The sequence below is a fragment of the Janthinobacterium sp. SUN176 genome (assembly GCF_030587335.1).
In the GTDB taxonomy this organism is placed as follows: domain Bacteria; phylum Pseudomonadota; class Gammaproteobacteria; order Burkholderiales; family Burkholderiaceae_D; genus Janthinobacterium; species Janthinobacterium kumbetense.
Window position 1 is genome coordinate 2,195,692 of record NZ_JAPWIA010000001.1, and the last position, 23,610, is coordinate 2,219,301.

15 protein-coding genes are annotated in these 23,610 nt (G+C 63.3%); 8 read left to right on the forward strand and 7 right to left on the reverse strand.

Annotation, left to right across the window (positions count from 1 at the left end; all coding sequences use genetic code 11):
- Positions 1-19: 19 nt before the first annotated feature.
- The 3 genes from O3299_RS09935 to O3299_RS09945 form a co-directional block, all read right to left on the reverse strand.
- Positions 20-6,106: a YDG domain-containing protein gene (locus tag O3299_RS09935; RefSeq protein WP_305062208.1), complete on the reverse strand. Its 6,087-nt coding sequence runs from the start codon at positions 6,104-6,106 to the stop codon at positions 20-22.
- Positions 6,107-6,140: 34 nt separating this feature from the next.
- Positions 6,141-7,808, reverse strand: coding sequence for a ShlB/FhaC/HecB family hemolysin secretion/activation protein (locus O3299_RS09940; RefSeq protein WP_305062209.1), 1,668 nt, complete (start codon positions 7,806-7,808; stop codon positions 6,141-6,143).
- A gap of 526 nt (positions 7,809-8,334) precedes the next feature.
- The gene (locus O3299_RS09945) at positions 8,335-10,602 is read right to left on the reverse strand and encodes a carboxy terminal-processing peptidase (protein ID WP_289897495.1); all 2,268 of its coding nucleotides are present in this window, start codon (positions 10,600-10,602) and stop codon (positions 8,335-8,337) included.
- Between the two features lie 521 nt (positions 10,603-11,123).
- Here O3299_RS09945 and O3299_RS09950 point away from each other — a divergent pair.
- Both O3299_RS09950 and O3299_RS09955 read left to right on the forward strand, forming a co-directional pair.
- Positions 11,124-13,094, forward strand: coding sequence for a methyl-accepting chemotaxis protein (locus tag O3299_RS09950; protein ID WP_305062210.1), 1,971 nt, complete (start codon positions 11,124-11,126; stop codon positions 13,092-13,094).
- A 51-nt stretch (positions 13,095-13,145) separates the two neighbouring features.
- Positions 13,146-13,418, forward strand: coding sequence for a putative signal transducing protein (locus tag O3299_RS09955; RefSeq protein WP_305062211.1), 273 nt, complete (start codon positions 13,146-13,148; stop codon positions 13,416-13,418).
- 126 nt (positions 13,419-13,544) lie between these two features.
- On the opposite strand, the gene O3299_RS09960 is transcribed toward O3299_RS09955, so the two are convergent.
- On the reverse strand, positions 13,545-14,093 hold the full coding sequence (locus tag O3299_RS09960; RefSeq protein ID WP_305062212.1) for a thymidine kinase: 549 nt from the start codon (positions 14,091-14,093) through the stop codon (positions 13,545-13,547).
- A gap of 304 nt (positions 14,094-14,397) precedes the next feature.
- Between O3299_RS09960 and O3299_RS09965 the strand changes: the two genes are divergently transcribed.
- Entirely contained in the window at positions 14,398-15,789 is a 1,392-nt protein-coding gene (locus O3299_RS09965; protein WP_370385270.1) for a pyridoxal-phosphate dependent enzyme, read from the forward strand.
- Positions 15,786-16,967 (forward strand): PLP-dependent aspartate aminotransferase family protein, encoded by a 1,182-nt coding sequence (locus O3299_RS09970; protein ID WP_251348261.1) that lies wholly within the window; start codon positions 15,786-15,788, stop codon positions 16,965-16,967. Before O3299_RS09965 ends, O3299_RS09970 begins: the two co-directional genes overlap by 4 nt.
- 12 nt (positions 16,968-16,979) lie before the next feature.
- Here O3299_RS09970 and O3299_RS09975 read toward each other — a convergent pair whose 3' ends face one another.
- Positions 16,980-19,178, reverse strand: a complete 2,199-nt coding sequence (locus O3299_RS09975) for an acylase (RefSeq protein ID WP_305062213.1) — start codon at positions 19,176-19,178, stop codon at positions 16,980-16,982.
- A 14-nt stretch (positions 19,179-19,192) separates the two neighbouring features.
- Positions 19,193-20,029, reverse strand: coding sequence for a hypothetical protein (locus O3299_RS09980; protein ID WP_305062214.1), 837 nt, complete (start codon positions 20,027-20,029; stop codon positions 19,193-19,195).
- Between the two features lie 112 nt (positions 20,030-20,141).
- Between O3299_RS09980 and O3299_RS09985 the strand changes: the two genes are divergently transcribed.
- Positions 20,142-20,588, forward strand: coding sequence for a DUF2939 domain-containing protein (locus O3299_RS09985; protein ID WP_305062215.1), 447 nt, complete (start codon positions 20,142-20,144; stop codon positions 20,586-20,588).
- A gap of 128 nt (positions 20,589-20,716) precedes the next feature.
- Complete coding sequence (locus tag O3299_RS09990) at positions 20,717-21,217, forward strand: DUF2939 domain-containing protein (RefSeq protein WP_305062216.1); 501 nt, start codon at positions 20,717-20,719, stop codon at positions 21,215-21,217.
- A gap of 28 nt (positions 21,218-21,245) precedes the next feature.
- Here the strand turns inward: O3299_RS09990 and O3299_RS09995 are convergent, their stop codons facing one another.
- Positions 21,246-22,583 carry a polysaccharide deacetylase family protein gene (locus tag O3299_RS09995; RefSeq protein WP_180278752.1) on the reverse strand — a complete coding sequence of 446 codons (1,338 nt, stop codon included), beginning with the start codon at positions 22,581-22,583 and terminating at the stop codon, positions 21,246-21,248.
- Between the two features lie 267 nt (positions 22,584-22,850).
- Between O3299_RS09995 and O3299_RS10000 the strand changes: the two genes are divergently transcribed.
- Positions 22,851-23,063, forward strand: a complete 213-nt coding sequence (locus tag O3299_RS10000; RefSeq protein ID WP_010399127.1) for a hypothetical protein — start codon at positions 22,851-22,853, stop codon at positions 23,061-23,063.
- Positions 23,064-23,074: 11 nt separating this feature from the next.
- The gene (locus O3299_RS10005; RefSeq protein WP_305062217.1) at positions 23,075-23,470 is read left to right on the forward strand and encodes a nuclear transport factor 2 family protein; all 396 of its coding nucleotides are present in this window, start codon (positions 23,075-23,077) and stop codon (positions 23,468-23,470) included.
- The last annotated feature ends 140 nt before the right edge of the window (positions 23,471-23,610 follow it).

The following is a 23,610-nucleotide window of genomic DNA, read 5'->3' on the forward strand; positions in this document are numbered from 1 at the left end:
GCAAGCACGGCCCTTGCTGTTACGGCATGGCCGGGCCGCTGGTCATGCCGGCCGGCAACAGAATGCCGCCGTCGAGCACGCTCAATTGCAAGCCCGGCAGCACCTGGCGGGATGCCGGGCCGGCCACGCCGGCCACGACAGGCGCGGCTGGCGCGGCCGCCGCTTTGCCGCCATGGGCATGTTCAGCAACCACCATATTGCCCGCCAACGGCACGGCGGCGACGGAAGCGGCCGCTGCCGTCACCGCGTTGCGCAAGGCTTCCGCCGGCTTCACCTTCAAGCTGCCGGCCACATAGCCGATCGCATAGTTGTTCGACGTCTGCCCTGCGGCGGCAACCTTGTAGTTGCCGGCCGGCGAACCCGTGCCAGCCTCCGTACTGAACAGCAATTCGCCGCGCAGTTCCGATGCCACGCTGTCGCCCCCCAGCAAGCCCGCATAGCCGACGTCAAAGACGGGATTAGGGCGCCCCTGGTCTTTCTCGGCATTGTTCACCGTCACGGTCAATTTCGCCTGTGCAATATCGGCCCGCGCCGACGCCGCCGTGTTGACCACATAATTGCCGGCGTCCAGCCCGCTCAAGCGTATGCCATCCACGCGTACCGTCTTGCCCTGTCCCGCATTCTTGTCGGCAAACTGGGCAGCATTGCTGCTGATGCTCAGCTGGTCGCCGGCAAGACGGTCGTCGCGCCAGTTCACGCTGGCAGCGACGCTCGCATCGTAAACCTTGTTGACACCCGTGATACCCACCGTCAGCGCCGCCGGCGTGATGCTGGCCGTCAAGCCGCCCGGGTTCGCCACCGTGTAGTTGCTGGCCAAGCCGCTGGCCGTGTCGGCCAGGGTCGTGCCCGTCACCGTCACCGCCTTGGCCTTGCCCGCGTTCTTGTCACCGAAGCTGGCCGTCATCCCGGTCACGCCCAGGCGTTCGCCTTCGACCAGGCCGGACAGCACACCGCCGCTGACGCTGGCCAGGCGCGTGCCGTCGTAGACCTTGTCGAGCGCCGCCGCCCCCGTCACCGTCAAGGCCTTGGGCGTGACGCTGGCCGTCAGGCCGTTCGGGTCGGCCACCGTGTAATTGCCGGCCAAGCCGCTGGCCGTGTCGGCCAGGGCCGTGCCCGTCACCGTCACCGCCTTGGCCTTGCCCGCGTTCTTGTCGCCGAAGCTGGCCGTCATCCCGGCGATGTCCAGGCGTTCGCCTTCGACCAGGCCGGACAGCACGCCGCCGCTGACGCTGGCCAGGCGCGTGCCATCATAGACCTTGTCGAGCGCCACCGCGCCCGTTACCGTCAGGGCCTTGGGCGTGATGCTGGCCGTCAAGCCGTCCGGGTTGGCCACCGTGTAGTTGCCGGCCAAGCCGCTGGCCGTGTCGGCCAGGGTCGTGCCCGTCACCGTCACCACCTTGGCCTTGCCCGCGTTCTGGTCGCCGAAGCTGGCCGCCATCCCGGCGATGTCCAGGCGCTCGCCTTCAACCAGGCCGGACAGCACGCCGCCGCTGACGCTGGCCAGGCGCGTGCCGTCATACACCTTGTCGAGCGCCGCCGCGCCCGTCACCGTCAGGGCCTTGGGCGTGATGCTGGCCGTCAAGCCGTCCGGGTTGGCCACCGTGTAGTTGCTGGCCAGCCCCGTATCGCTGGCCAGCACGGCGCCCACCGTCACGGCCTTGCCGTTGCCGGCGTTCTTGTCCGAAAAATAGCCGCTCAGGCCAGACAAGATCACGTTTTCCGAGCCGACGAAACCGCTCAATGTGCCGCCCGTCACGCGCGCGTCGGCATTGCCATCGTAGACTTTATCTTGCGCGGCGACGCCGCCGAGCGTCAGCGCCTTGGGCCGGATGGTGCCCGTGATGACGGCGTCCGTGGCGGCCAGGGTATAGTTGCCGCTGTCGGCGCCAGCCAGCACGATATCGCTGACATACACCGTTTTGCCGCTGCCCGCATTCTTGTCCGCGAAATTGCCTCTGGCAGTGACCACGGCAAGACTGTCGCCGCTCACCATGCCATGCAAGACCGCCGAAGCGCCGCTCAGGCTGGCCCCCAGGCCACCGTCATACACCTTGTCATCGGCCTTGATGCCCGTCACGCTGCTGATGGTGGCCTTGGTGATCGCGCCGCTGAAGTCGCCGATTGGCGCCAGCGTGTAGTTGCCGGCCGCACTGCCGCCCAGCGTGGCGCTGGCCGTAATGGCGAGATTGTTGCCGACATTCTTGCTGGCATACGAGCCGGACAGCAAAAAGCTCAGCTTGGCCACGTCATCGCCCAGCACGCCACTGAGGCTGCCGCCAGCCAGCACGGCAGAGGTGTTGCCGTCATACACCTTGTTGCCCGCCGAAACGCCATTCAGACTGATCTGGCGCGGCGTAATGGTCACGCCGCCATCGACATAGCTAATCAGGTAGCCATTCTGGGCCGTGGAATACACGCCGCTGGCCCGCACCACATAGTTGCCGGCATTGACCGGGCTACCGGACGCATTGTCATATGTCAACGAGCCTTGCAGCAGGGAAGGATCGACCACCCTGGAATAGCTTACGGTGACCGGATCGCTGGCGAGGCCATCATAGACCTTGCTGCTATGCGACACCGTCACCACCAGGGGCGTCAGGAAGGAACGCAGCAATGGCGTGCTCTGTCCTTCGTAAATCACCCAGGTATTGTTCAAGTCCCACGCCGGGCTGCCCGCGCCGTTGCTGCCGTTGTAGTTGGCCAGTTTTTTCAAATCGGCCGAACTCAAGCCCGTGCCGCCCTGGCTGCCCGCCTGCCCGCTGACCTGCGTATCCCAGTAACTGCCCGTGGCATCGGCGGCGGAGGCGCCGCCTGCCAGCCCGCCCAGCCCCGCTGCGCCGCTGACGGCAACGGCCGCATAGCTGTTACGGATGCTGCCGCCGCGGCTGTCGCCAGCCAGGCCGCCCACATTCACGCCGCCCGTCGCGCTGCCCAGCGCGTAACTGTCGACAATTTCACCCGTATTGCTGCCCACGAGGGCGCCGACCTGCGCATCGCCCGTGACATTGCCGGTAACGAAACTGCCGCTGATTTTGCCCGCGTTCGCGCCGGCGAGCGCGCCCACATCGCTGCCGCCGGTGATCCGGGCGTCGCTCAAGCCCAGATCCGAGATACTGCCATTTTTGCCGAGACTGCCGATCAGGCCGATTGCAGCGCTCCCCTGCCGGAAAATGCGCAAGTCGGAAATGATGTGGCCGGCGCCATTGAGGCTCCCCGTGAACGGCGACGCGGCGTCACCGACAGGCACGAAGCCTTTGCCGCCCCAGATATCGCCGCCGGCCGTCGCCCCCGCGCTGAAGCTGCTGCCCAGGGTATAGGCAGCCGCCTTGTCCATCGCCATCAGCTGCAGCTGGTGCGCGGAATTGATGGTGGTCGAGTACTCGCCGCTGAACATCGGCAACGTGCCGCCCTTGCCGTTCATGCCGCCGTTCGATCCCACCGTCACCCAATTGTTGCCCGTGGCGCCAGCCGTCGTCGTGAAATTGAATGTTGGATAACTTGCAGGATCACCCATCGCAAGGTCCGTCAAGCCGACGATATTGCTCGTTCTGCCATTGCCTTGGCCCAGGCCCGTCAGGCCGTGGTTGGCGCTGCTGTTGTAATAGGCATTGCTCACGTTGCCGCTGGAATCATTGTAGCCAACGATGCCGCCCCGGTTGTCGTGCTGCGCATTGACCGCGCCGACGGAATAGACATTGTCCACAATCCCCTGGTTCCGGCCGACGATGCCGCCCGCATAGTTGCCCGCATTGACGCTGCCGGTGGCATAGCTGTTGCTGATCCTGCCCGCATAAACGTCACCGACGAGGCCCCCAAAGCCTTGCTCGGACTGCGCATCGCCGGAAGAATAGACATTGCCTGTCGCATAGCTGTTGCTGATCGTCCCGCTCATGCGGCCAGCCAATCCCCCGGCGATGGAATTGCTGGTCACGCTGCCCGTCGCATAGCTGTCGCTGATATTGCCAGACGTGAATGCCGCCAGGCCGCCCGTAAAGGTATCGCCCGCGACGTCGCCCGTGGCAAAGCTCTTCGCGATGGCGCCAGCGTTTTCAAGCACCAGCCCGCCGGCCCTGCCCTTGACAACGGTCACTTTCATGCTGCTGCTACTGTTGCTGACGCTGCCGCCACGTTCATTTTGGGCAACCAGCCCGGCAGCTCCGCCACCGTAATTGGGAGTGTGTTCGATACTGCCGCTGCTGCGGCTATTGTTGACCACGCCGCTATTCACGCCCACCAGGCCCCCTGCATAAATCGACCCTGTCAGCTTCAGCTCGCCGTACGCACTGACGTTATCGATCAAGCCCGCGTTTCTTGCCGCCAGCATGCCCATCCGGATCTGCCCGTACTTGCCTTCCGGCGCCTGTATCCGGGTATTGACCAGATTGAGGTTGCGCACCACCCCCGACGCGCCGATGGCGCCGAACATGCCGACATCGGCATAGTCCGTCAGCCGGGTGAGGGACAATCCCGTGACGTCATGGCCAAGGCCGTCAAGCCTGCCCGTGAATGGCGTGCCTGTGCCACCGATAGGCACGAAGCCCGTGCCACCGCCCCAGTTGAGCGTGGCACTGGCGTCGATATGGCGGCCCAGTGCATAGTTGCCTCCCAGGTTAGCATTCATGCCCTGCAAATCGGCTGCGCTCAGGCTGCCAGCAGTACCTACGCTGTTGATCACCGTATAGCTGATGACTGCGCCATCCGTGCCCTGCCTGGTGCTGAAGTTATTACCCGATGGCAAGTCCACTTCCGCCTTCACGTTGTAGGTGGACAAATTGCCGGCCGCGACACCGCGCTGGCCATACTCGAGCGCGAGGCTGGCCGTGCCGGCACCGCGCAGCGGCGCATTGATATTGATATTATTGTGCGCCGTCAAGGTCAGCTTGTTGGCCGACCAGCTGATCGTGTCGTTGACATGGATATCGCCTGCCGCTCCGCCGCTGGCGACCGTTGCAATGGTGACATTGCTGGACTTGAGCGCATTGCTGTAAAACGCGCCGGTCTGGTTGCCGCCCGATGCCGCGATCGTGAAATCGGTCGGATCGATCAGCCACATGCCCGTCGCGCCCTTCGTCGCGGCCGTGCTCACCTTCAGCGCATCGTCGATCTTCACGTGCGCGGCCGAAGTGTCGATGAAGCCGCCATTGCCGCCCGCAGGCGCGCTGGCGTCCAGGGTGCCGGCCGCGTTCACCGTGCCGCTTTGCATGTCGCCCAGCAACTTGATCGTGCCGCCGCGCGTGTCGATGCTGTGCGCCTCGATCACGCCCGTGTTGTTGACGACGGTTTTCAGCAAGTCGCCCGCCGCCTGCGCCGTCAGGACGACGCTGCCGCCATCGGCCTGGATCAAGCCGCCGTTATTCACCAGCGCGCCCACGGCGCCCCGGTCCACCGCCACGTTCAGCAAGCCATCGCCCGCCACGTCCAGCGTGATGGCACGACCTGCCGCCAGGGCCACCGAACCCAGGCGCGCCTGGATCATGCCTTCGTTCGATACGTTCGCGCCCAGCAAGGCCACATAGCCGCCCGGCGCGCTGATGTCGCCCTGGTTCAAGACTTTACCGCTGCCATTGCCGGAAAACTGGTACTTGCCCGCCATGAAGTCGGCATTGCTGATATCCAGGGTCGAGGCCACCAGGCCGGCCGTGTTCACGGACGCGCCGTGGCCGAACAGCACGCCGTTCGGATTGACAATAAACACCTTGCCGTTGGCCGACAGCTTGCCCAGGATGGTCGTGCCGTCGCTGCCCAGCACGCGGTTCAGGGCCACCGCATTGCTGTTGGGCTGCTGGAACTGCACCGATTCGCCCTTGCCGATATTGAAACTGGTCCAGTTGATGACGGCGTGCTGGCTGCCCTGCTGGATCACGGTATTGCCCGGCGCGCCATTGATGGAAGCCTGGCCCGCCACCACCGTGCCGCCCGCCGGCCCCGCCAAGGCCAGGGAGCCATAACCGAGCATCAGCGCCGCCGCCATGCCGGTCAGGGCGAAATGCGCGCCGCCCCCGCTGCTGCCCGGCATCGAGCGCTTGCCGGCGGATTTGACGTTTTCGGAAACGGCGGCGTAAGCGCCGGTGGCCTGGTTCCAGATGGAGCGGTAGATGCGGTTCATGGCAGTGTCCTGATGTTTTTATTGATGTAGTAATTTAGAAATACTTGACGGCTTGCAGCCAGAAGCGTCCTGCCGCATCCGGTGCCGAGGTCGCCTTGGCATTGCCCAGCTTGTGCGCGTAATACGCCTTCAGCACGAGCGCGTTGGCGCCCGTCCACGTCACGCCCACGCCCGCGCCGCTCAGGGTGCGGCGGTTCTCGCCGGCGCTCCAGGCATCGCGGTTCAGCTTGACGGTGCCCGTGTCGGCAAACGCCAGCACTTGCAGCTGGCCGGGAAAGGCCGTGAACGCCGTCACGTTCTGGCGCAGCTCCACATTCAGCACATAGCCCTGGTCGCCATACGCTTCGCCGCCCGGATAGGCGCGCACGCCGCCCACGCCGCCGATGCCCATCTTTTCGGACACATCGAGGTTTTTCGACGCCGCCTGGCCGCTGACGGTGCCGAACAAGCTCGTCTCGCCGCCCAGGCTTTGCACGCGCGCGCCATTGAAGGCCAGCTTGTTGAAGTGGCCATTGCTGTTCACCGTCGCGCGGTCAAGCGCCAAGGTTGCCGGCGTCCCGATATCGATCTTGCCCGTGGTAAAGGTCAGCGAATACGTGCTGGCGCCGCCACCGCCCCAGCCATCCTTGCTGTCGCCATTCAGATTCAGCATCCACACCTTGGCCTTCTTGTCGTTGACGCTGCCCGTCGACTCCGTGCGGTCCTGGAAGGTCTTGTCGTCATAGCTGACCTGTGCATACAGATTGTTGCTGCGCGAACGGATCAGCGGATAACTGCCGTAGGCGCTGGCGATCTTCGCCGTGCCCTTGGCGTCGAGCACGGCAAATTCCTTGCCCAGCTTGTAGTCCATATAGGTGTAGGCGCCGCCCAGGCGCAGCAAGCCCGCCTGCCCCTGGTAGGCCAGGCGGCCATAGTTCAGGCCGTCGGCCGAGGTGAACGCGCGCACGGTGGCCACGTCGCCGATGCCGGCCAGTTCATTGATGTTCAGGGTGGCGCCGATGCGGTTGCGGCCCGTGTAACGGTTGCCCTGGTTGTCCAGGTCGATGCTGCCGTTGAAGCGCGAGCCCGGCTGCACGTCGACGATCAGGTCGGACGCGCCCAAGGACGCCCCCGGCGCCAGCGTCGAGCTGACCTGCACGCCCGGCAAGTCCGACAGCAGCAGCAAGCGGCGTTCCAGCGGCGCCGTGGCGATCACCTGCCCGTCCAGGCCCGCCAGCACGGTGCCGGCCAGCCCGTCGGACAGATTGCTCTGGTTGCGCAGTTGCACCTGGCCATACTGGCCTGGCAACACGCTGATCGTGACGACGCCATCCTTGATATCTTGCGCGGGCAGATAGGCTTGCGCGAGGAAATAGCCGCGGTTCTGGTAATAGCTGGCGATGTTGGACGCCATGGCGCGCAATTCGCCCAGGGTCAGCTCGCTTCCCGCAGTAAATCCCGAGGCGGCCACCAGTTCGCTCTCGGTGAAGACTGGCGGCGCCGCGACCTGCAGGCGCTGCACGGCGATGCGTGTCGTGTCGCCCACCGTGGTGGCGGGCACATTGCCCTGCTGCACGCGGATGGCGGGCGGCGCTTTCGGCAGCGAGGGCGCCACGGGAATCTGCTGCAGCTGGCTGCCGGCGCCAGGAGGATCGACGGCCCAGGCGGTCTGTATCAGCGCCAGCAAGGGCAGCAGGGTCAGGGGAAGAAGTTTACAACGCAAGATAAGCCTCTCGGTCGCCGCTGGCGGCATGACGGAATGAATAAAGAAGGAAAAAGCATGCGGTGCCGGCATCGGGCGCTATGCATCAGGCGCAGGCAGCCATGGGACAGCGCACTGCGTGGCGGATAACGCGCTTTGCTGCCGCGCTAGACCGCGCTGCCATTACAGAAAGCCAAAGAAAATTTCTTTGTGGGAATATAACAAGAATGGAAAATGTATAACGGAGCAAATCTGAGCGATTCCCGACAAATTCAGTCGGGATTAAAGGCTTGCAGCGGCATGCGGAGGACAGACTTGAGGAAACGCGGCGGGCACCACGCAAAAAGCAAGACAAAAAAAAGCCCGCTGCGGGAGCGGGCTGAATCTATTTTCTTGGAGGAGAATAGAGGAGACGGGTGCATTATGCTGCGTCGCGGCATATCAATCCAATTGATTGTTGGAATGATAGAAATACGCCAGACAGATAACTGATGGCGCAAAAAAAGCCGGCTCCGCAAGGAACCGGCTTCTTACGCGACCACAAGCCTTATTTCGCTGCCGTCACCGGCGTCGCCTTGCTGTCCGCGCCATATGGCAAGACCTTCGACGCCATGCGGCTATCGGCCTTGATCAGCGCCACTTCGTCGGCCAGGATGCGCGCTGCTTCGTTCAGCAGCACGTCCTTGGCGCTCTTCGCGGCCGTTTCAGCGTCCAGTTCGGCACTCAGCGCCCGTTCGTCACCCTGCAAGCCGTCGTCCGTGCGCAAGGCGCCCTTCACGGCGGCGATCTGCTTGGCCGTCTTGTTGGCCGCTTTCGCGCCCTTCAGCACGTCTTTCGGATCCGGAATCACCACCAGGTCGTCGGCAGGGTTCGAAATCTGCGCGATCAGGCGTTTTTCACGGGCCTTGGCGCGCGCTTCCTGGGCATCGCGCTCCTTGCGGCGCACGGTTTCATTGAGCGAAATCTGATTTTCCTTGCGCTGCTTGACGACGAGAGCTATGTCATCGAGCAAGTACTGGAAATCCTTGTCCTTGGCCACGCGCGCATCATGTTTCTTGTCCAGCAGCGGCACGATCTCCTTCAGGTCGCCCGTCGGTATGTAGGACGCCGGCTTGATCGCGACCCATGGCAGGGCATTGTCATAGCTCGACTCGCCGAAGTTTTCCGCGTCCGACATGGCTGGCAGCTTGATGTCTGGCGTGACGCCGCGCAACTGCGTGGTGCCGCCATTGATGCGGAAGAACTGGGCGATGGTCATTTTCAGCTCGCCGAAACGGGCTTTCTCGCTGCCGCCGAAACGGTCAAGGTTGAACAAGGTCTGCACCGTGCCCTTGCCGAAGCTGCCTTCGCCGATGATGACGCCACGGCCATAGTCCTGCACGGCGGCGGCGAAAATCTCGGAAGCGGAAGCCGAGCCGCGGTTGATCAGCACGCCCATCGGGCCATCCCAGGCCAGGCCGGCATTCGTATCGCTTTCCACTTCGACCTTGCCTTCGGCATTGCGCTGCATCACGACAGGGCCCTTGTCGATGAACAGGCCCGTCAGTTCGACGGCTTCGTTCAGCGAACCGCCGCCGTTGTTGCGCAAGTCGATCAGGACGTTGTCGACCTTGTCTTTCTTCAACTCGGCCAGCAAGCGGCTGACGTCGCGCGTGGCGCTTTTGAAGTCCTTGTCGCCGCGGCGGCGCGCTTCGAAGTCCTGGTAGAACGTCGGCAGGGAAATGACGCCGATGCGGCGCTTGACGCCGTTGTCGCGCACTTCGATGATCGATTTCTTCGCCGCCTGCTCTTCCATGCTGATTTTCTTGCGCACCAGCGGCAAGACCACGTGCTTGGCGTCCGGGCCGGCGTCGGCCGGCAGGATGTCGAGGCGCACCACGGAATCCTTGGCGCCGCGGATCAGCTGCACCACGTCGTCGATGCGCATGCCCAGCACTTCGGTGATGGGGCCGCTTTCGCCCTGCCCCACGCCGACGATGCGGTCGCCCACTTTCAGCTTGCCCGACAGGCCGGCCGGGCTGCCCGGCACGACTTCGCGCACCACCGTGTATTCGTCGCGCGTCTGCAGCACGGCGCCGATGCCTTCGAGCGACAGCCGCATGGCGATGTCGAAGTTGTCCGACGCGCGCGGGCCCAGGTAATTGGTATGCGGCTCGATCGACATGGCATACGAATTCATGAAAATCTGGAACACGTCTTCGCTGTTGAGCTTGCGCGAACGGGTCGTGTAGCTTTCATAGCGCTTGTCCAGGGTCTCGCGGATGGCCTTGTCTTCCTTGCCCGCCAGTTTCAGGCGCAGCCAGTCGTTCTTGACGCGCTTGCGCCACAGGTCGCGCACTTCCTCGTCATTCTTCGGCCAGGCAGCCTTTTCGCGGTCGAGCTGGTAACTCTCGTCGGCCGTGAAGTCGAACTTGGTTTTCAGCAATTCACGCGCATACGCCATGCGCTCGTCGAAACGCTGCTGGTACAGGTTGTAGATGGCAAACGGCGCCGTCAAGTCTTCATTGATGATGGCGTCATCGAGCTTGGTGCGCAGCGGCGCGAAACGGTCGACGTCGGCTTGCACGAAAAACAGTTTTTCCGCGTCCAGGGACTTGAAGTAGCGATCGAAGATTTTCTCCGACATGGCGTCGTCGAGCGGCATGGCCTTGTAATGGACGCGTGTCAATACGCGCGATGCCCACAAGGCGGCCTGCGTTTGCTGGGCCAGCGGCTTCATGGGTAGCGGAGGAGCGGCGCTCTTGTCCGTCTGGGCTGCGCCAGCGTGGGCTGACAGGGCAAGCACCAGGGTGACCAGCATCATTTGCTTCTTCATCGGCTTCTCCGAAAATTAGTTGAATCAATTCCAGGCGGCGCAGATAGGCATGCGCCAGCCAGCAAGACAGTAAGGGGAATACACGACTGGTCTGCATATTATTCTACAGGATACGGCCTGGCAGTCTCCCATGGAATATCAGTTTCTTCCTGGAAGCTTAAACGCGGATTAAAGGCAGCGTGTCATTCATTACAAAGTGAAACATTCGTGACAAAAATCGCATCATCCGCCAGTGACGAATAGAAACATTCATTATTGAAATCAAAAAAGTCAATAGCCAGTCTTTGCAATCCTTGACGCAGATGATGTTTTTACGCAAAAGAAATGATTCCTGCGGGAAACACTTAGTAACAAAACACAAGCAACATGCTATCATCGCGCCCTGAAATTCAGCTTGCCTGTGCGCGGCCCGACAGCCTGCGCGCCTCCGTTTCAAACGCATTCCCCACCAGATCCCCTCCCCGCGTGTCATGTCATGACCAGGAATGGCCGAGCTGATTACCCTTTGCCAGACTCACACTATGCCTACAATTTCCTTCTCCCCCCGCCACTGGAGTGTCGGCGGCAAGATTACCGTCTTCACGTTTGCGCTGGTCAGCCTGATCCTCGCCAGCCTGACGACCCTGATCAGCATCCGCACCTCCAATGCCCTGGAACAGCGCGCCGAAGCGGCCGTCACCAGCGAACTCAATAGCGTCATGACGACCACGGAAGTATTTCATACCGCCATGGTCAACGAGGCGGCCAGCTTTGCCCGCCTGTTCGCGGCCGAATTTCCCGGCCCGTTCTCGGTCGATACGGGCGCCATGGTGGCCGTGGCCGGCAAGGCCACGCCGGCCCTGGCCAACGGCAACAGGGTGCTCAACCTCGATACGTCCCTGGTCGACCGCTACACGGCGCAGACGGGCGTGATCGCCACCATCTTCGCCGCCAACGGGGATGAATTCGTGCGCATCAGCACTTCGCTGAAAAAGCAGGATGGCGAACGGGCCGTCGGCACCCAGCTCGACCACAACCATCCCAGCTATGCGCCGCTGCGCGCCGGCCAGCGCTTCGTTGGCATGGCAACCCTGTTTGGCAAGCAATACATCACGCAATATGACCCCGTGCGCGATGCGGGCGGCAAGGTGGTGGGCGTGCTGTTCATCGGCCTCGATATCAGCAAGAATCTGGCCATGCTGAAAGAGAAGATTCGCCAGGTCAAGATCGGCCAGACGGGCTACATCTATATCGTCGACACGGCGCCCGGCGCCAATTACGGCCACCTGGTGCTGCACCCGAACAGCGAAGGCAAGAGCGCGCTCGAGTTCAAGGCCGGCGACGGCCGATTGTTCATCCAGGAAATGCTGGCGCAAAAGGACGGCGCCATGCGCTATACGTGGACGGCGCCGGGCGAAACAAGTGCCAGTGCGCGCGAAAAGCAGCTGTTTTACCGTCAATTCAAGGATTGGCAATGGATCATCGCGGGCGGCACGTTCACGGACGAGATCACCCTGGAAGCGCGCCAGATGCGCAACCAGCTGGCCATTTCCGGCTTCATCGCCCTGCTCGTCTTCGCCCTGCTGCTGTACTGGCTCGTGCGCACCCTCGTGTCGCGCCCGCTGGCCGCCGCCGAAACGGCCGCCGCGCAAATCGCCGCCGGCGACCTGACGGTGCACCTCGATACCAGCAGCCTGGACGAAATCGGCCGCCTGCTGCTCGCCATGAACCGCATCAGCGACAACCTGTCGCAAGTGGTCAGCAATGTACGCGGCAGCGCCGGGCAGATCGCCACGGCGTCCGGTGAAATCGCCAGCGGCAACCTGGATTTGTCGAGCCGCACGGAGCAGCAAGCCAGCTCGCTGGAAGAAACGGCCGCCTCGATGGAAGAACTGAGCTCCACCGTGCGCCAGAACGTTGATCACGCGCAACAGGCAAGCCGGCTGGCGCATGACTCGTCCAGCCTGGCAGCGGCAGGCGGCGCGGCCGTGGCGCAAGTGGCCAGCACCATGGACGCCATCCGCAGCTCGTCGGGCAAGATCGCCGACATCATCGGCGTCATCGACGGCATCGCCTTCCAGACGAATATCCTGGCCTTGAACGCGGCCGTGGAAGCGGCGCGCGCCGGTGAACAGGGACGCGGCTTTGCCGTCGTCGCCACGGAAGTGCGCACCCTGGCGCAGCGCTCGACGGCAGCGGCGAAAGATATCAAGGATTTGATCCAGGCGTCCGCCAGCACGGTGGACCTGGGCCATGCGCAAGTGAGCCAGGCCAGCGCCACCATGGACACGGTGGTGGCCAGCGTGCAGCAAGTGAGCACCATCATGGCCGAAATCGCCCAGGCGAGCGAAGAGCAGCGCAGCGGCATCGAGCAAGTCAACCAGGCCATCGCCCAGATGGACCAGGTGACCCAGCAGAACGCGGCCCTCGTGGAAGAAGCGGCCGCGGCGGCCGACGCCCTGCAGGAGCAGGCGCAGGAACTGAACCAGGTGGTGGGCGTGTTCAAGCTGTAAGGACTGGCCCGGTGCTAAGATGGGGATGAATCCACCTTGCCAGGAGGCACCATGCACGACGATTACGTTTTAATTGCCCGGCTGATGATCCCCACGGATGCGCACGTCATCCGCGGCTGCCTGGCCGCCGCCGGCATCGACGTGCTGCTGACGGATGACCAGCACATGCAGGCCGACATGCTGCTGGCGGCCGCCATCGGCGGCGCCCGCGTGCTGGTGCGCGAACACGACGTGGCGCGCGCGAATGACATCCTCGCCGCCTTCGAGCGGGGCGACCTGGCGCTGGCGGATGATGCCGATGTAGGCGTGCCCGTCGCCGAATAAGAACACCTGTCAAAACCTACTGCGCGTCGTAATTTGCGGTCTGCGATGCTCACTGTACCTTCGTACAGTTGCGCTTCTCAACCACAACTTCCTTCCGCTCGCTACGGTTTTGCTAGGCGTTGTAAATCAGGCATAGAAACAGCGTCCGCACGCCTGGCGGTAACTCTCGTTGCCGCCAATACTGATCTGCTCGCCTTCCTTGATGCGGCGGCCCTGCTCATCCACGCGGATGTTCATCGTGGCCTTCTTGCCGCAAGTGCAGATATTCTTCAATTCCTCGATATCGTCGGCCAGCGCCAGCAGATAGGCCGAGCCGGGGAACGGTTCGCCCTTGAAATCCGTGCGCAAGCCGTAGCAGATGACGGGCACGCCCTTCACTTGCGCCAGCTGGTGCAATTGTTGCACTTGTGCCGTGCTGAGAAATTGCGCTTCGTCAACCAGCAGGCAAGCGACCTGGGGAATTGCGTCGAGGAAATTCGTGTCGGCATAGAAGATGTCGACCTGGCGCTGCGGGCCCAGGCGCGAAGTGACCCTTCCCACGCCGTAGCGGCTGTCGATGGCGGCCGTGTACAGGCGCACCTGCTGCCCCTGCTCTTCATAGTTGTGCGCGACCTGCAACAAGGCCGTCGACTTGCCCGCGTTCATCGCGGAATACCGGAAATAAAGTTTTGCCACTGCCGCCTGCCCTGTTCGTCTGGTTTTCAGGATACTGTTTAGTTCCTTTTCGAGGCGTGATTATAAATCGCAATGGCGGGCTTGCGGCAGCTTAATAGTCGTGCCGTTGGCGCGGCATGCGGGCTAAAAACGGCGCATACTCGAAGCGCGCACGCTGTAGCCGCGCTGCAGCTGATATGCGAAAGCCGCATATGCAAGCATGCAAACATTCGTTCGCCGCACCCGTGCACCCGCCTACACTGCGCGGCACGGAAGGCGGCTCGGGACACAATCCGGAGCGGCTGTTTCTCAGACAGGAGCCACCATGAATGATCGAATGCCATCCCCATCCCGGCCGCCAGCGCTATACAAGCTGATCGGCAACACCCCGCTGGTCGAAGTGACCAGGCTCGATACGGGCCTGTGCCAGCTGTTCCTGAAACTGGAATCGCAAAATCCCGGCGGTTCCATCAAGGACCGCATCGGCCTGTCCATCATCGAAGCGGCCGAAGCCGACGGCCGTTTGCAGCCGGGCGGCACCATCGTCGAGGCGACAGCCGGCAACACCGGCATCGGCCTGGCGCTGGTGGGCCGCATCAAGGGCTACCGCGTGATTCTCGTGGTGCCCGACAAGATGTCGACGGAAAAAGTGCTGCACCTGAAAGCCCTGGGCGCCGAAGTGCACACCACGCGCTCGGACGTGGGCAAGGGCCATCCCGAGTATTACCAGGATTACGCGGCGCGCCTGGCGCGCGAACTGCCGGGCGCCTTCTTTGCCGACCAGTTCAACAATCCCGCCAATCCGCTGGCCCACGAAACGACGACGGCGCCCGAAATCTGGGAGCAAAGCGGCCATGACGTGGACGCCATCGTCGTCGGCGTCGGTTCCTCCGGCACCCTGACGGGCCTGACGCGCTACTTCCGCAAGGCGCAGCCGAGGCTGGAATTCGTGCTGGCCGACCCGCAAGGCTCCATCCTCATCGAATACATCGACACGGGCAAGGTGTCGGACACGAGCGGCTCGTGGGCCGTCGAAGGCATCGGCGAAGATTTCATTCCCTCGATTGCCGACATGGATAGCGTCACCAAGGCCTACACCATCAGCGACCAGGAGAGTTTTGATTCCGCGCGCGCCCTGCTGCTGGCCGAAGGCATTTTAGGGGGCTCGTCAACGGGCACCCTGCTGGCCGCCGCGCTCAAGTACTGCCGCGAACAGACCACGCCCAAACGCGTCGTCACCTTCGTGTGCGACACGGGGACGCGCTATCTATCGAAGGTCTACAACGACGGCTGGATGCGCGACCAGGGCCTGTTGCAACGGGCCTTGTCCGGCGACTTGCGCGACCTGATCGGACGCCGCTACGACGAAGGCGACGTGGTCAGCGTGGCGCCGGGCGACACCCTGCTCACGGCCTTCAACCGCATGCGCGCCAGCGACCTGGCACAGCTGCCCGTCATCGACGGCGGCCAATTGGTCGGCATCCTCGACGAATCGGACTTGCTGCTGCACGTCTCCGGCGACGCCGCGCATTTCGCGGGTCTGGTGGGCGCCACCATGACGACGCAGATCGAAACGCTGGCGCCGTCCAGCGGCTTGCCCGCCCTGCGCGCCACCCTGGACCGGGGCTTGACGGCCGTCGTCGCCGACGACAGCGCCTTCTATGGCCTGATCACCCGCTTCGACCTTCTCAACCACTTACGCAGGACACTATCTTGAGCCAACAAACGCCCCGCAAGAGCCGCCTCGCCACCCGCGTCATCCACGCCGGCCAGTCGCCCGACCCGTCGACGGGCGCCATCATGCCGCCCATTTACGCCACCTCCACCTTCGTGCAGGACAGCCCCGGCGTACATAAAGGCCTGGACTACGGCCGCTCGCACAATCCCACGCGCTGGGCGCTGGAGCGCTGCGTGGCCGACCTGGAAGGCGGCAGCGCAGCTTTCGCCTTCGCCTCGGGCCTGGCCGCCATCTCGTCAGTGCTGGAATTGCTGGACGCGGGCAGCCATATCGTCGCCGGCGACGACATGTACGGCGGCACCTACCGTTTATTCGAGCGCGTGCGCCGCCGCTCGGCCGGTCATGAATTCACGTATGTCGACCTGACGAATCCGGAAAACCTGCTGGCCGCGTTGCGCCCGGAAACGAAGATGGTTTGGGTGGAAACGCCCACCAACCCGATGCTGAAACTGGCGGATTTGCGCGCCATTGCCGACATCTGCCGCGAACGGGGCATCATCGCCGTGGCCGACAACACGTTTGCCAGCCCGCTGGTGCAGCGCCCCCTGGAGCACGGCTTCGACATCGTCGTGCATTCGACCACCAAGTATTTGAACGGCCACTCGGACATCATCGGCGGCATCGCCATCGTCGGCGCGGAAGAACGTCAGGCGGAATGGCGCGAGCAACTGGGCTTTTTGCAAAACTCGGTGGGCGCGATTGCCGGGCCGTTCGACAGCTTTTTGGCCCTGCGCGGCGTGAAAACCCTGGCCATCCGCATGCAGCGCCATTGCGAAAGCGCCCTGGCCCTGGCGCAGTGGCTGGAACAGCAAAAGGAAGTGCGCAAGGTGTTTTATCCGGGCCTGGCCTCGCACCCGCAGCATGCGCTGGCGCAGCGCCAGATGGATGGCTTCGGCGGCATCATCTCGATCGACCTCGATACGGATCTGGCGGGCGCGCGGCGCTTCCTCGAACGCTGCGAGGTATTCGCCCTGGCCGAAAGCCTGGGCGGTGTGGAAAGCCTGATCGAGCACCCTGCCCTGATGACGCATGCCAGCATCCCGGCCGAGCAGCGGGCCAGGCTGGGCATCGGCGATGGCTTGATCCGCCTGTCGGTGGGGATCGAGGATATCGAGGATTTGCGCCATGACTTGCGCACGGCGCTCGACGCGATTTGATACGCCCGGCGGCTATTTTCCGGGGTGGTACCTGCGCTCCAGGTGCTTCGCCACGTCCTCGGGATAAAACAGCACATCCTTGAATTCGCCGCGCGCATACATGGCCGCCTGGTCCCGGAAGTGCGGCGATGCCGGGTCGCCGCTCTGGCCGCCGGCGAGGATGCTTTTCGCCTTGATGCGGGGGCCGAATTCCACGGCCGCCACAAAGCTGTTGCCACGCTCGCCGTAAATCCTGCGCGTGGTGCTCTTGCTGCTCTGTCCATACGCGGCCAGCGCACCCCAGTTGCCCGACGCGTAAGGCACGGGCAGGCTGGCTTGCGCATCGTCAAACGGCTGCACGATATCGTCCGTCAGGCGCTGGAAGCGGTTGATCTCGCCCCACGGCGTTTGCCAGTGGCCGAAATCGCGCTGCAGTTTATCGGCCGCCGTCGCCAGTGCAGCCAGGCGCTGCACCGCCGTGACCTTGTCCGTCGCCAGGAAATCGACGACGGGCACGCCCTGCTCGCGCGCCTGTTTTCCTGCCAGCTCGGCCAGCTCCTGGCCCCAGAACACGGCCAGCGAGGTGGCGGTGGAGTCCAGCGCATAGCGCCAGTCCCAGGCCCGCAGCAAGGCCACCTTGCCGGCCAGCGCCAGCTTGTGCGCGTCGCCCGCCGGCAATGCATCGTATGCCGCGAACAGGGGCGGCAACAGCGCTTCGAAGGCCGTCAGTTCGCTGTCGTACGAGGCGGCGATCAGCTTGTCGAGCGTGAAATCCTTCTGGTTCTGGAAAACCTTGACGGCATGCAGGCCGCGCGCGTTTTCGCCGTACACGGACATGTAGGCGGGATAGTCGCTCTGGCGCGGACTGTTGGCGCCGGCCGCCGAATACGGCCAGTTGTTCGTATTCTGGATCCAGCCATTCTTCGGATTGAACAGGGTGATGGTTTGCGCCACCGTGTGCAGCCCTTGCCATTCCGTGGCCGGGTCGCTGCCGTCGACGGGCCGCTTCCAGTTGAAGCGCGGGTCGCGCACGGGGATGAAATTGCCGTGAAAGTAGGCGATATTGCCATCCGCATCCGCATACACCGTGTTGTTCGACGAATTCGTGCGCAATTCCATCGTTTGATAAAACGCAGCATAATCGCGCGCCTTGGTGCGCGCGTACGACTGCATCAAAGCCTTCAACGGTTCCTGCATCAGGCGCACGGCCACCCATCTACCGTCCTGCGCGCGCACGATGGGGCCATGGTGGCTGTAGTGGACGGTGATGGTTTTCGCCCCCATGCCGCCGTCGGCCAGTTTGTAGGGCAAGGTGATGGGCACGGTTTTCAAGGGCCGCAAGCCGCCGTCATAGCGGTAGAACCAGGCGCCGTCCTTGTCGACGATGCTTTCCAGGTATTCGTCGATGACGTCGCCGCCGCCCGAGGTATGCATCCAGCCCAGGCGCTCGTTAAAACCCTGGTAGACGAAGAACTGGCCCCAGGTGACGGCGCCGTACGCGTTCAAGCCTTCGCCGCTGGTGACCTGCACTTCGGGACGGAAGTAGAACGAGGTGTGCGGGTTGATCATCAAGAGCGCATGGCCATTTTTGGTGATGGCGGGCGCGATGGCGAAACCGTTCGAGCCGCTGGGCTCGGGATCCAACCCGGTCTCGATGCTGGCCAGCGCCACGGCGGCAGGACTGGCCTGCTGGCCGTAAAACGCTTCGAGCTGCGCCAGGTTGATCGATTCGATATCGCCGCCGATGCTGCCCTCGCTGAAACTCAAGGCCATCCACGGCTCGAAATGCGCGATCAGCCGCGGTTTGACCTGCGGATGCGTGGCCAGGTAAAAGTTCAGGCCATCGGCAAAGGCGTCCATCAACTTGCGCAGCCAGGCCGGGCTGGCGCGGTACTGCGCCTGCAGCTCAAGCGGGTCGATGAAGAGCTTCATGCGCAGGTCGCGGTACAGCTCCCGTTCCCCTTCCACTTCCGCCAGGCGCCCCATGGCGTTGATGTAATTAAGTTCCACGCGGGGGAAATCGTCCTCGGCCTGCGCATACATCAGGCCAAACACGGCATCCGCATCCGTCTTGCCCGTCACGTGGGGAATGCCCCACGTATCGCGCGCGATACTGACATTGGCCGCCTGCGCCTGCCAGCGGGCCATGTCCTTGACAGAAACAGCGGGTGCGGCCAGCACGGGAATACTGGCGACAGCAACTGAGGCAAACAGGGCACTGCGATGTAACATGCCAAAACTCCAGATCAGGATGCGTCAATCAGGGCCGCGATGCGCTGGCTCAACTCCACATTTTCCGCCTGCAGCTGCGCCACCTTCTGTTTCAGGCTGGCGATCTCGCCGCGCAGGCGTTCCGTTTCGGACGGCGCCTGGGCCGCGTTATCCGCCCACGGCTCGTTGCCCGTCTCCGGCGTATCCTGCGATACATGCACCTTCGGCTCGCGCGGCGTGCGCGTGGCGGCGCGCTGTTCGCGGATTTCCTTGGCCGCCTGGCGCAGCAGTTTTTTACCGCCGGCGACAGCCGCCACCTGTTCTTCCGGCGGCAGGGACGCCACGGTGGCCGCCGCATTGATCGAGATCGTGCCCGAGCGGACGGCTTCCACCAGTTCCGGCGACGCCGCCTTCTGGATCTTCTCGATCTGGCTGATCTGGTTGCTGCTCAATCTCGCCGCCTTGGCCACCTCTTCGCGCGTGCTCATGGGTGCCTTCGGCGCGTTTTCGCCTTCCGGCGCATCCTGGGCGCTGACGGGCGCCGGGCTGCGCGCGGCGACGATTTCCTTCTTGCGCAGGGCCAGCACGCCGCGCTGGAAGTCAGACACGCTGCGGCGCGCCAGGTGATTGTCGATCATCCACAGCATGACATCGTCGAGCGAGGTAAAGCTGGTGTTCTGGATGGTCTTGAATTCGATGCCGTGCTGGCGGCAGATGGCGTAGCGGTTATGCCCGTCGATCAGCACGTCGTTCCACAGCACCAGCGCATCGCGGCAGCCTTCGGCCAGCAGGCTGCGCTCGAGCGCCGCGTACTCGTTGGCGGTGAGCGGGTCGATATACGACTGCAGCACCTGATTGATAGTGATATTCATGGTTGTCCTCAATATTGCGGCGCGATGGTCCGCGCCGGCACGAATGCTACACCATCCGCCGCCCCTGGCCGGGTAAAATCACGGCGGCACAGCTCATACAAAAACACGGACCATGAAAAGAAAGTACGCCACCGCACTCATTTTTGCCGTCGCCGCCATCGGCTTCACCTGGGTCAGCCCCTATATCGCCATGTACCGCATCAGTATCGCGGCGAAATCCGTGCGCCTGGAAAACCTGGCGCAGCAGGCCGACCTGCCCGCCGTGCGCGCCAGCGTGGCGCGCCAGCTGCGGGCGGCCGGCGAAACGGCCAATGAGGACGATTTCAAGGAAATGCTTGACACCATCGTCTCGCCGCCCGGCATCACGGTATTGATCCTGCATGGCAAGCACGGGGCGGACGGCAAGCGCCACGACTTCGGCATGACGTACCGTTCGTGGAACGAAGTGGTGCTGCGGCGCAGCGGCGCCGGGCCCGCCGCCAGCCAGTTTTTGCTGCGCCGCCATGGCATCTGGGACTGGAAACTGACGGACATCACCTTGCCGCCGGAATTACTTTAAAGAAACTTGATCTAAAACAACACTTACTTAAACCTCTATATTGATTTTGGGAAATATTATGTAGAATGCCAACACTTCAGGCGCACCGGGTCGCCAGGCATCCGAGAGATCGCACGATGAAAAGAATGATGCTTCTCGCTGTAGTGGCACTGGTCGCGCTGGCCGGCGTCTTCTATGGCAGCCCGTATTTCACCATGAACAAGATTCGCACGGCAACGATGGACGAGGATACCCAGGCCCTCGCTGCGCATATCGACCTGCCCCAGCTGCGCGGCAGCCTCGGGCAACAACTGCACACCCTGTTTTCGGCGCCCGAAGTGGCCGACGACATCAGTCCCGACGTCATCGATCCCTTGCTCGATACCATGCTGATGCCTGAGGGCATCGTCGCCTTGATGAAGCTCAATGACCGCTACGAAAAACCGCTCGCCAAGGTCAGCGACATCAGCGGCCGCAAGCGCAATACCAAGCCCGACTACAAACTGCGCTACACCTCCTGGGACAGCGTCGTGGTGCAGCGCGCCCACAGCAAAAGCCATATCGGCGAACTGACCCTGGCGCGCGACGGCCTGTGGCACTGGAAGCTGGTATCGGTGGCCCTGCCGAAGAACTTGCTGGCCGACGCCTGAGGCGCCGGCGCAGCCCTGCTCCGGGCGATCAGCGCCGGTCCGTCACCCTGCCCGTCGTATCGGCAAACCAGCGGCTATGCGACACCACTTGCAGCGCGCCGGCAGCCACTTGCCCCGCCAGCCATGCCAGCAATTCATCGATGACCGCATACGAAGTCTGGTAGTCGGACGTTGGCGTCCTGACGATATCGTGGCCGTTGACAAACACAAAGCTGTCGTCGCCCACCGCCGTCTGGATCGCCGCCTGGACTTGCGCAAAGCTGGCGTCGTTTGTCAGGTTGACCGTGGAAGTGTTGAGGATGTAGGCATCCTTGTCGTTGCCAGTGAAAAACATCTGGTCAAAGCCGCGCTCGGCCGTATAGCCGGCGCCGCGCGCCGACAGGAAACCGGCGGCGCGCATGGCGTTGATGGCCGTATTCGTCCACAGCGATTCGACCCACGCATGGTGCGATGGCCCGTCGCCGCCGATACCGGCAGCGCGCATCTTGTCCCGCCCCACCTGCAGCGCAGTGACGTACTGGGCCGAACCCTGGACCGCCACATTGTCGTGCACGCTCTGGTGCAGGGTAAAGTCGAACAGGCGCGACGGATCGTCGAAGCGCACCTTCATGCGCTCGGCCGACATGTAATCGGGCTGCCCCAGCAGGGAAGTGACGATGGCAAACGAGGCCGGCAAATCATAGTATTTCAGCCGCTCCATCAGATACGTATCCCAGGACGCATAACCATCGTCAAAGGACAAGATGACGGTGGGCAATTTACGCTTCGGCAACGCCGCAACCATGCCCAGCCAGATGGTTTCCGGCTGCGTCGTGGCAGCGGTCAGCTGCACGGTAAATTTCCCGCGCGACAGGTTTTGTGCCGTGGGCGTGCCCTCGCTATCGAGCGGCGTGGCCAGCTTGGGCACCCACCACTCATTGTTGACGAACATCAAGGTGTCGGCGGCGGCGGAACCGCCGTAATGCAAGGCATTCAGGAAGCCGGACCAGAAACTGCTGTAATCGCTGTTGCCCAGGTAAATCATGCCCCCCGTCTGCATGATGGCGGCATTCGTCGAGCGCAGCGCGAAGGAAAAGCGTTGCAAATCCCAGTTGAACGGAATGCGCGGCTGGCCCTTGCCGGCAGCGCCTGTCGTGCCCACTTTCACGACGGTACCGGCAGGCAAGCCGGCCGGCAGGTCGATGCGCAAGGAAGGGTAGCCATCCTTGAACGAAACGGCGGCATCGAGCGACACCATGCAGCCCGACGTCACATCGCTGTCCCAGAAGGACAGATCGTGCGTGGGCATGAATTCCAGCGGCGTATTGGTGACCGGCGGCGGGGGCATGGAAAAGCGGGGCGGGGCGTCAGGGTACTGGCTGGACATGGTGCGGCTTTCAAAAGTAGTGCGCGCGGCGCCGGCGGAACAAACGCTGCACGGCAGAAAAGGATCAATCAACATTGCCTTGCCAAGCTTTTTCGCCAGGAGTGCTTGTCAACTATATCACTTGATTGCCATTATGCAAATAAATAATGACGCCCGGTCATGCCTGCCGCGGCGGCCATGGCGCAGCCCGCGCGCCAGGCCGGCACGGCATCGCCCAAGCCCGCGCGGCACTGCTATCATCGAGCTTTGATTTCCATCGGAGGCTCCATGTCAGACCTGGTACAACACGCACTGGCCCACGCGGGCAAACCGGCCACCACGCCCTGGGTGGTGACCCTGATCAGCGGTGAAAAACTCACCGGCCCCATTTCCCCGCTCAGCGACGGCTGCTACGCCATCGGTCTGGGGCAAATCAAGTATTTTTCCAGCGATAAGGTCGCCTGCCTGAATGTGTCGGGCGCGGGCGCGTTCCCCATCTGAAGACCTTGGCAATGGACCACGCACGGGAGCAAAGGCAGGACAACGCACGCCTGGCGGCGCAGCTGCAGGCGCTGGAAGCGGCGCTGCAAAGCCGGGCCGTGCGCGCCGACAGCGCCAGGCTGGCAGCGCTGCTAGCCGACGAGTTCGTCGAATTCGGCAGCTCGGGCAAGCTCTGGACACGCGCCGCGACCTTGGCGGACTTGCCGGCAGAAGATTTTTGTCCGCGCAGCATCAGCGATTTTCAAGCCCGCCTGCTGGCCGAGGATGTGGCCTTGGTGACCTATCGCTCGCAGCGCCACGCCAGCGGCGCCCTGCCCGCCAGCGCCAGCTTGCGCAGTTCGCTGTGGAAGTGGCGCGATGGCCGCTGGCAAATGATTTTTCACCAGGGCACGCCCATTCCCGGCTGATCCGCACACGGGGATAGCCGCCACCGGTACTATCCCCTGTCGCGCAGCAACAACACGCCCCTGCCGAAAAAAATCCGCGGCAGCTGTTGTATTTCCAGTGACTGGGCGCTGGCCGCACGGCAACAGCCCTCCCTCTGTTT

Coding starts and splice junctions, on each gene's coding strand:
- O3299_RS09935 (WP_305062208.1), bottom strand. CDS start 6,106: ATGAACCGCATCTACCGCTCCATCTGGAACCAGGCCACCGGCGCTTAC.
- O3299_RS09945 (WP_289897495.1), bottom strand. CDS start 10,602: ATGAAGAAGCAAATGATGCTGGTCACCCTGGTGCTTGCCCTGTCAGCC.
- O3299_RS09950 (WP_305062210.1), top strand. CDS start 11,124: ATGCCTACAATTTCCTTCTCCCCCCGCCACTGGAGTGTCGGCGGCAAG.
- O3299_RS09955 (WP_305062211.1), top strand. CDS start 13,146: ATGCACGACGATTACGTTTTAATTGCCCGGCTGATGATCCCCACGGAT.
- O3299_RS09965 (WP_370385270.1), top strand. CDS start 14,398: ATGAATGATCGAATGCCATCCCCATCCCGGCCGCCAGCGCTATACAAG.
- O3299_RS09975 (WP_305062213.1), bottom strand. CDS start 19,178: ATGTTACATCGCAGTGCCCTGTTTGCCTCAGTTGCTGTCGCCAGTATT.
- O3299_RS09980 (WP_305062214.1), bottom strand. CDS start 20,029: ATGAATATCACTATCAATCAGGTGCTGCAGTCGTATATCGACCCGCTC.
- O3299_RS09985 (WP_305062215.1), top strand. CDS start 20,142: ATGAAAAGAAAGTACGCCACCGCACTCATTTTTGCCGTCGCCGCCATC.
- O3299_RS09990 (WP_305062216.1), top strand. CDS start 20,717: ATGCTTCTCGCTGTAGTGGCACTGGTCGCGCTGGCCGGCGTCTTCTAT.
- O3299_RS09995 (WP_180278752.1), bottom strand. CDS start 22,583: ATGTCCAGCCAGTACCCTGACGCCCCGCCCCGCTTTTCCATGCCCCCG.
- O3299_RS10000 (WP_010399127.1), top strand. CDS start 22,851: ATGTCAGACCTGGTACAACACGCACTGGCCCACGCGGGCAAACCGGCC.
- O3299_RS10005 (WP_305062217.1), top strand. CDS start 23,075: ATGGACCACGCACGGGAGCAAAGGCAGGACAACGCACGCCTGGCGGCG.